At 67.7% G+C, this 6256-nt stretch carries 9 protein-coding genes; all 9 read left to right on the top strand.

Annotated elements, in window-relative coordinates:
- The first annotated feature begins 294 nt into the window (after positions 1 to 294).
- Complete coding sequence (locus C2I19_RS16110; protein ID WP_103903684.1) at positions 295 to 627, top strand: glycine dehydrogenase; 333 nt, start codon at positions 295 to 297, stop codon at positions 625 to 627.
- Between the two features lie 20 nt (positions 628 to 647).
- On the top strand, positions 648 to 1010 hold the full coding sequence (locus C2I19_RS16105) for an SFCGS family glycine-rich protein (RefSeq protein WP_103903683.1): 363 nt from the start codon (positions 648 to 650) through the stop codon (positions 1008 to 1010).
- Position 1011: 1 nt separating this feature from the next.
- Complete coding sequence (locus C2I19_RS16100; RefSeq protein ID WP_103903682.1) at positions 1012 to 1344, top strand: DUF4312 family protein; 333 nt, start codon at positions 1012 to 1014, stop codon at positions 1342 to 1344.
- Positions 1335 to 2108, top strand: coding sequence for a DUF4311 domain-containing protein (locus C2I19_RS16095; RefSeq protein WP_103903681.1), 774 nt, complete (start codon positions 1335 to 1337; stop codon positions 2106 to 2108). The genes C2I19_RS16100 and C2I19_RS16095 overlap by 10 nt, the downstream gene beginning before the upstream one ends.
- A 17-nt stretch (positions 2109 to 2125) precedes the next feature.
- Complete coding sequence (locus C2I19_RS16090; RefSeq protein WP_103903680.1) at positions 2126 to 2788, top strand: DUF4310 family protein; 663 nt, start codon at positions 2126 to 2128, stop codon at positions 2786 to 2788.
- 10 nt (positions 2789 to 2798) lie between these two features.
- On the top strand, positions 2799 to 3932 hold the full coding sequence (locus C2I19_RS16085) for an amidohydrolase/deacetylase family metallohydrolase (RefSeq protein ID WP_103903679.1): 1134 nt from the start codon (positions 2799 to 2801) through the stop codon (positions 3930 to 3932).
- The gene (locus C2I19_RS16080) at positions 3916 to 5028 is read left to right on the top strand and encodes a DgaE family pyridoxal phosphate-dependent ammonia lyase (RefSeq protein ID WP_103903678.1); all 1113 of its coding nucleotides are present in this window, start codon (positions 3916 to 3918) and stop codon (positions 5026 to 5028) included. Before C2I19_RS16085 ends, C2I19_RS16080 begins: the two co-directional genes overlap by 17 nt.
- Before the next feature lie 2 nt (positions 5029 to 5030).
- Positions 5031 to 5771, top strand: coding sequence for a 2-dehydro-3-deoxy-phosphogluconate aldolase (gene dagF, locus C2I19_RS16075; RefSeq protein ID WP_103903677.1), 741 nt, complete (start codon positions 5031 to 5033; stop codon positions 5769 to 5771).
- Positions 5772 to 5800: 29 nt separating this feature from the next.
- Positions 5801 to 6256 (top strand): BglG family transcription antiterminator (locus C2I19_RS16070; protein WP_146056845.1); only part of this gene is annotated, 456 nt, incomplete at its 3' end.

The following is a 6256-nucleotide window of genomic DNA, read 5'->3' as shown; positions in this document are numbered from 1 at the left end:
TTTCACCCTTTCACCCTTTCACCCTTTCACCCGCCCGCCCTGCCCTCCGTCAAACTGTCGTGCCTCCAGGATAGCAATCGGCAGCAGCGCCAATGGCCTCCAGCCGCGCGCGCCAACCCGTTGCCATCTTTCGCCATCCTGGCGTCCCGGACACGCTTCCTTTCCGCAGCTCATGGCAACACCATTCCGCAGCGCGGATTTCCGCTCGCCGCCGGAAAAAAACCGGCTACAAGCCATCGTCTCCCTTGCTTACAGTAGTCCTCGACCCTACTGCCAACTCAACGGAAACCCATCATGTCCCACTCCGTACTGTCCCCCGAACACACCCAGCAACAGGTAGACGCGCTGAGCGGCCAGGTGCTGGCCCGCGTCCCGGCGCTGCTGGACACCGCCGGCAAGTGCCTGAACGACAGCCAGCAATTGAAGCTGGCGTCCCATGTGCGCGCCATGGCGCGCCGCTCGCTGACCGGCGAGGGCCTGCCGGATTTCGACCGCTCGCTGTTCGACGAGATTTCGCCCGTCGCGATGCGCTTGTCCCAGGACGTGGTCGCGCTGTTCGGCAACCTGCCGTCCGACGAGGCGCTGCTGCTGTCCATCCATTTCGAAATGGCCCAGAACCAGGCCTGATCCGCCGCGAGGAGAATGCAATGAGCCAAATTACCGTAGTGATTGGAGACCGCCTGGGCAAGGGCCAGAAAGTGGCGGCCGGCGTGGAGCAGGCCAGCGGCCGCGCGGTGGTGATTCCCGGCATGGCCGCCGACATGAAGCTCGGCGACGTGATGAAGGCGGAAAACGCCCAGCTGGGCATCTCGTTCTGCGGCAGCGGCGGCGCCGGCGCCATCACCGCCCAGACCAAGCACGGCTACAAGGCCCGTTACGGCATGCGTTCGATCGAGGAAGGCGTCACCGCCATCGAGGAGGGCTACAACGTGCTCGGCTTCGGCTTCATGGACAAGGAGGAGCTGGGCCAGCGCCTGGTGGCCGCCTACCTGAAGAAGCACGGCGGCTGATATGAAACAAACCTTCCTCGCCACCGTGCAGGTGTCCGGCCAGGGCGACAGCAAGGCGCAGGCCTTCGCCGACGCGCTGTCCAAGGTGCAGCGCGCCGTGCTGGGACAGAGCGACAAGGTGCTGCTGCGCATCGAGCCGCATGAGGTCCAAGTGATCCATGCCGAACAGGCGACGACGACCGAGCGCTTCCTGTTCCTGTTCCTGCCGCGCGAACGCACCCGCTACTCGGTGGCGCTGGAAGTCACGGCGCAGGTCTCCGCCATCGATGCCGACAGCGTGGCCTTCGCCCCCGTTCCATCCCGCTCCTTCACGAGGACGCGCCCATGTTCCTGACCATACTCCTCAAATCGCTGGCGATCGGCGGCCTGGTCGGCACCGCCGTCGGCGCCGGCGCCGCCCGCATGTTCCACGCGCCCACCACCCAGGGCATGGGCGCCTTCCGCACGCTGGGCGAGCTTAACTCCTGCGAGGGCGATCCGGCCTCGCACTTCTCCTTCGGCCTGGGCTTTTTCTTCAACGCCTGGGCGTCGTCGGTCGCCGCCGGTGCCTTCACCCAGGACATAGACCACCGCATCATCCCGCACTGGGGCGCGGCGGCGCTGCTGTCGCGCAACCGCAATCTGGCCCAGACGCTGCACAACCCCAAGAAGATGGCCCTGGTCTGCGGCCTGATCGGCATGCTGGTGGTGGCTTTCCTCAATACCACCGCTTCCGCCGTGCCGGCGGCGCTGCAGATCACCGCGGTCAAGGTGCTGGTGCCGGCGGCCAATCTGCTGGTCAACATCATCATGCCGGTGATCTTCTGGCTGGCCGCCATCGAGGCCGGCAAGCGCTCCGGTTTCTGGGGCACTATCTTCGGCGGCCTGGCCCAGTTGATCATGGGCAACGCCGTGCCCGGCCTGGTGCTGGGCATCCTGATCGGCAAGGGCGTGGACGACGGCGGCTGGAACCGCATCACCAAGGTGATGATGGCCGCCATCGTCGCCCTGTTCCTGATGAGCGCCTTCTTCCGCGGCTTCGACCTGAAGACGCTGGAATCCTTCCGCCTGGCGCCGCCTGACTGGCTGCATGCCATCCACCACGCCGTGCGCGGCTGATCGACAGGAGATTGAGCATGGACGACGTGCAAATCGAGGAGCTGAAACAGAACTTCTGGTACGCGGACTGGACCTTCCCGCTGCTGGTGGGCCTGCTGTCCTCCGGCGTGTTCGCCGGCACCCACATGTATTACGTCTACGGCATCGGCGCCTTCAACGAGGTGGCTTTCGTCTCGATGCTGCGCGCCGGCATCGACACCGGCGTCTACGGCGCGGTGGCCGCCTTCGGCGCCAGCTTCCTGTTCGCCCGGGTGATAGAAGGCTCGCTGGTGGGCATCCTGGACATAGGCGGCGCCATCATGACCGGCGTCGGCCTGGGCATCCCGGCCATGTTCCTCGGCGCCGGCGTGCTGTGGCCGGTGGAGAACTTCTTCGGCGCGCTGCTGACCGGCTTCGCCGCCGGCCTGGCCATAGGCGCGGCCATCATCCTGGCGCGCAAGTTCACCATCAACCAGGGCAACTCCACCTTCGGCGCGGACGTGATGATGGGAGCGGGCAATTCGTCCGGCCGTTTCCTCGGCCCGCTGATCATCCTGTCCGCCATCGCCGCCTCCATTCCCATCGGCATCGGCTCGCTGCTGGGCGCGCTGGCCTTCTACCTGTGGGGCAAGCCCATCACCGGCGGCGCCATTCTCGGCGCGATGCTGTTCGGCGCGCTGTTCCCGGTCGCCCTAGCCTGAGAAAGACGCCATGTACGATCTGATCATTCGCCAAGCCCGCCTGCCCGATGGCGAGCTGGCCGACATCGCCGCGGCCGGCGGACGCATCGCCGCCATCGGCCGGGTGGACAGCCCCGCCCGGCGCGTGCTGGAGCTGGCCGGCTGCCATTATCTCAGCGCCGGCTGGATTGACGGCCATGTGCATTGCTTCCCGGAGTCGCCCATCTATCGCGACGCGCCGGACGCGGTGGGCATAGCCGGGGGCGTCACCACCGTGGTGGATGCCGGCAGCGCCGGCGTCGACGACATCGCCCGCTTGCGCCGCCATGCCGACGCCGCCCGCACCGAGGTGCGCGCGCTGCTCAATATCTCGCGCATCGGCCTGGCCACCCAGCATGAGCTGGCGGATCTGGCCGATGTGGACCTGCCGCTGGCCCTGGCCGCCATCCGCCAGCATCAGGGCTTTGTCGTCGGACTGAAGGCCCGTCTCAGCGGCAGCGTGGTTGGCCAGAACGGCCTGGCCCCGCTGGTCCTGGCCAAGGACATGCAACACCAGGCCGGCGGCCTGCCGCTGATGGTGCATGTGGGCAATACGCCGCCGGAGCTGGACGACATCGCCGCCCTGCTCGAATCGGGCGACATCCTGACTCACTGCTTCAACGGCAAGCCCAACCGCATCCTGGACGGCCAGGCGCGGCTGCGCCGCGGCATCGTCGCCGCCATCGAGCGCGGCGTCTTGCTGGACGTGGGCCACGGCAGCGCCAGCTTCAGCTTCGAGGTGGCGCGCGCCGCGCTGGCGCAGGGCATTTATCCGCACACCATCAGCTCCGACATCTATTGCCGCAACCGCGTGTCCGGCCCGGTATACGGCCTCGGCCACGTGATGTCGAAGTTCCTGGCGCTGGGCATGCCGTTGCCGCGGCTGATCGATTGCGTGACCATCCGCGCCGCCGACGCGCTGCGCCTGCCCGGCAAGGGCCGGCTGGCCGTCGGCGCCGACGCCGATTTCACCATTTTCGACCTCGCCGACTGCGACGCCGTCCTCGCCGACAGCGAAGGCGGCAGCCAGCCGGCCTCGCAAACGCTGCGCCCGCTGGCCGCCATCGTCGCCGGCCAGGTGTGGCCCACTGCAGAAGGGAAAACCCATCATGTCTTCCATCCATGACAAATACCGCTTGAAGCCGGTGATCAACGCCTCCGGCCGCATGACAATCCTCGGCGTCTCCACGCCGGCGCCGGCAGTGATGGACGCCGCGCGCCAGGGCATGGCGCATTACTTTGAAATGCCGGACTTGGTGGACAAGACCGGCGACCATCTGGCCGGCTTGCTGGGCGCGGAAGCCGCCACCGTGGTGTCCTGCGCCTCGGCCGGCATCGCGCTGTCGGTGGCCGCCGTCATCGTCCGCGACGACCCGGACCTGCTGGTCAATCTGCACGCCAAGCCGGCGAGCGGCCCGGACGAAATCGTACTGGCCAAGGGCCACAACGTGAATTACGGCGCGCCGGTGGCCACCATGGTGGCGCTGGGCGGCGGCAAGGTGGTCGAGGCCGGCTGGGCCAATGAGTGCACGCCGGCCCAGCTGGACGCCGCCGTCACCGCCCGCACCGCCGCCATCCTCTACATCCAGTCCCACCACGCCGTGCAGAAAAGCATGCCGACCGTGGAGGAAGCCGTGGCCGTGGCGCGCGCGCGCGGCGTGCCGCTGATCGTGGACGCCGCCGCCGAGGAAGACCTCCGCCTCTACTACCGCCTGGGCGCGGACCTGGTGATCTACAGCGGCGCCAAGGCGATGGAAGGCCCGTCCAGCGGCCTGGTGCTGGGCCGCCGCCAGCACGTGGAGTGGGTCAAGCTGCAGGGCAAGGGCATAGGCCGCGCGATGAAGATAGGCAAGGAAGGCATCCTGGGCCTGACCGCCGCCGTCGAACATTATCTGTCCACGCCCAAAGCCGGCGGCACCGAGATGGCGCGCCGGCTGGAGCCGCTGCTAGCGCGGCTCAACCGCTTGCCCGGCATCCGCGCCCAAGTAGCCTGGGACAGCGCCGGCCGCGACATCGCCCGCGCCGAAGTCGCCTTCGATCCGTCCGCCGCCGGCCTGGACGCCGCCGCCGCCGCGAAACGCCTCAAGGCGGGCAATCCCGCCGTGTATTGCCGCGAATACCACGCCAACGAAGGCCGGCTGGAGTTCGACATCCGCAGCGTGGACGACGCTCAGCTCGCCACGCTGGGCCATTGCATCGAAACCCTGTTGAAGGAAAACTGAATATGCGACTGACTCCCAACTTTCTCCAAGACCGCGTCTGCCTGAACGTGCTGGCCGGCAGCAAGCGCAACGCGCTGGAAATCTACGACGCCGCCGCCGGCCATGTGCTGGTGGGCCTGCTGTCCAAGAACTACCCGGACGTGGCCAGCGCGGTGGCCGACATGCGCGACTGCGCCGCCGCCATAGACAACGCCGTCTCGGTCGGGCTGGGCGCCGGCGATCCGCGGCAGTCCGCCATGGTCAGCGCCATCGCCGGCCAGCTGCAGCCGCAGCATGTGAACCAGGTATTCACCGGCGTAGCCGCCAGCCGCGCCCTGCTGGGCCAGGACCAGACCGTGGTCAACGGCCTGGCGTCGCCCTGCGGGCTGATAGGCATGGTCAAGATCTCCACCGGACCGCTGAGCGCGAACGCGCCGGCCGGCGTGGTGCCGGTGGAAACCGCCATCGCCATGCTGAAAGACATGGGCGCCGACTCGCTCAAGTATTTCTCGATGGACGGCCTCAAATACCTCGATGAATACCGCGCGGTGGCGGAGGCCTGCGCCCGCCACGACTTCTGGCTGGAACCAACCGGCGGCATAGACCTCCATAACTATGAGGACATTCTGCGCATCGCGCTGGACGCCGGCGTGCCGCGCATCATTCCGCATGTTTACAGCTCCATTATCGACCCCGCCAGCGGCTGCACCCGTCCCGCTGACGTGCGCGCCCTGCTGGAAATGACCCAGGCCGCGCTGGCCTGATCCCGCAACCAGCCAGTTTAAAGGTAGCCATGGTTAGATTCCCGCACCCCCGTCTCTCCCAGCTGTTCTCAGCCTTGCAGGCGGAAACGCTGCCGCAGGAAGAACTGGCGCGGCGGCTGGCGGTATCCACCCGGACGGTGCGCAGCGACATCGGCGCGCTGAACGAGCTGCTGGACGAGCACGGCGCGCAGTTCGTGCTGGAGCGGGGCGAGGGCTACCGGCTGGCCATCAGCGACGCCGAGCGTTTCGAACGGCTGAGCCAGGCCGAAGCGCCGTCGCGGCGGCTGCCGCGCACCGGCGGCGAACGGGTGCATTGCCTGCTGTGGCGTTTCCTCACCGCCGACTATTCGCTGAAGCTGCAGGACATCGCCGACGAATGGTTCGTCAACCGCGCGGCGCTGCAGGGCGACATGGCCGAGGTGCGCGACTGGCTGACGCGCTACCAGCTGGCCATCGAAACCCGGCCGCGCCACGGCATGAAGCTG

The sequence above is a fragment of the Chromobacterium alticapitis genome, from assembly GCF_002924365.1.
In the GTDB taxonomy this organism is placed as follows: Bacteria; Pseudomonadota; Gammaproteobacteria; order Burkholderiales; family Chromobacteriaceae; genus Chromobacterium; species Chromobacterium alticapitis.
The sequence above is the reverse complement of the archived record's forward strand: the minus strand, read 5'-3'. Positions and strand labels throughout refer to the sequence as shown.

Excerpts from the sequence above, each read along its gene's own strand:
- C2I19_RS16110 (WP_103903684.1), top strand. The coding sequence starts at position 295 with ATGTCCCACTCCGTACTGTCCCCCGAACACACCCAGCAACAGGTAGAC.
- C2I19_RS16105 (WP_103903683.1), top strand. The coding sequence starts at position 648 with ATGAGCCAAATTACCGTAGTGATTGGAGACCGCCTGGGCAAGGGCCAG.
- C2I19_RS16100 (WP_103903682.1), top strand. The coding sequence starts at position 1,012 with ATGAAACAAACCTTCCTCGCCACCGTGCAGGTGTCCGGCCAGGGCGAC.
- C2I19_RS16095 (WP_103903681.1), top strand. The coding sequence starts at position 1,335 with ATGTTCCTGACCATACTCCTCAAATCGCTGGCGATCGGCGGCCTGGTC.
- C2I19_RS16090 (WP_103903680.1), top strand. The coding sequence starts at position 2,126 with ATGGACGACGTGCAAATCGAGGAGCTGAAACAGAACTTCTGGTACGCG.
- C2I19_RS16085 (WP_103903679.1), top strand. The coding sequence starts at position 2,799 with ATGTACGATCTGATCATTCGCCAAGCCCGCCTGCCCGATGGCGAGCTG.
- C2I19_RS16080 (WP_103903678.1), top strand. The coding sequence starts at position 3,916 with ATGTCTTCCATCCATGACAAATACCGCTTGAAGCCGGTGATCAACGCC.
- dagF (WP_103903677.1), top strand. The coding sequence starts at position 5,031 with ATGCGACTGACTCCCAACTTTCTCCAAGACCGCGTCTGCCTGAACGTG.